This is a genomic window from Paenibacillus sp. LK1 (assembly GCF_002750415.1).
GTDB classification, from domain to species: domain Bacteria; phylum Bacillota; class Bacilli; order Paenibacillales; family Paenibacillaceae; genus Paenibacillus; species Paenibacillus taichungensis.
In genome coordinates, this window is record NZ_PEII01000040.1 from 1 (window position 1) to 917 (window position 917).

Here is a 917-nt window from a genome sequence, read left to right on the forward strand (position 1 = left end):
TTCGGACAGGGGTTCGACTCCCCTCGCCTCCATTAGAGTAAGCAAAAGCCACCACCCAGTGATCTGGATGGTGGCTTTTTATTTTATGATATAATAAACATAAATTTAGATTGGGGGACTCAAGATGTTTGAAAATCGTGAACAGCTCCAAGAAATTTTAAAAAAAGCTAATCAATACGCACGGAAACAAGCCAAAGAATCAGGTGCTTCTATTTATTATATAAAGAATAACAAACGCGTTCGTGAGGATGCCAAAGGCAATAAATTTGAAATCATATATGATGCTGCTGGGAAACGCCAGGAGTTTGAGTATCATGAGTGAAATCAGACCAGTCATGACTGTGTTTGCTGGAACCAATGGAGCGGGGAAAGTACACTCAGCATGCAAATGAGAGAGTGGCTTGGTGAACTGGTTGATCCGGATCAAATTGCAAGAGAGTTGAAGCCAGAAAATCCGCGTAGTGCTGACCTGTCTGCTGGTAGGGAAGCTGTGAAAAGAATTAGATCTCTCATTAAAAGTGGTACAAACTTCGCTATTGAAACGACATTGTCCGGATCATTTGTTTTAAAACATATGGAAATTGCAAAAGAAAACAATTACGAAATTGTCGTATACTACATCGGCCTTGAGGATGTTCAAATGCATATAGATCGTGTTGCATCTCGGGTTGAACAAGGTGGACATTGGATTGCAGAAGAAGACATTCGTTATCGATATGGTCAGTCATTGAAGAATCTTAAACGGCTTTAGCCATCGCAGATCAGGTTATCATCATTGATAATACATACGAGCCTTTAATTGTTGCGGAAATCAGACAGAGTAATTTGATCTATTGTGTTGAGTCCATACCTGTGTGGGCTAATCCTGTTATTGTGGGTTACTGATAATTGAGTGACATCAAAACTGTGACTACACC

At 40.1% G+C, this 917-nt stretch carries 2 protein-coding genes; both read left to right on the forward strand.

What is annotated here, in order from left to right; genetic code table 11:
• Positions 1 to 124: 124 nt before the first annotated feature.
• A complete protein-coding gene (locus CS562_RS32440; protein ID WP_099859441.1) occupies positions 125 to 322 on the forward strand; it encodes a hypothetical protein in 198 nt (65 codons plus the stop codon).
• Positions 323 to 382: 60 nt separating this feature from the next.
• Entirely contained in the window at positions 383 to 751 is a 369-nt protein-coding gene (locus CS562_RS33665; RefSeq protein ID WP_257219681.1) for an ATPase, read from the forward strand.
• Positions 752 to 917: the final 166 nt, after the last annotated feature.

Excerpts from the sequence above, each read along its gene's own strand:
- CS562_RS32440 (WP_099859441.1), top strand. The coding sequence starts at position 125 with ATGTTTGAAAATCGTGAACAGCTCCAAGAAATTTTAAAAAAAGCTAAT.
- CS562_RS33665 (WP_257219681.1), top strand. The coding sequence starts at position 383 with ATGCAAATGAGAGAGTGGCTTGGTGAACTGGTTGATCCGGATCAAATT.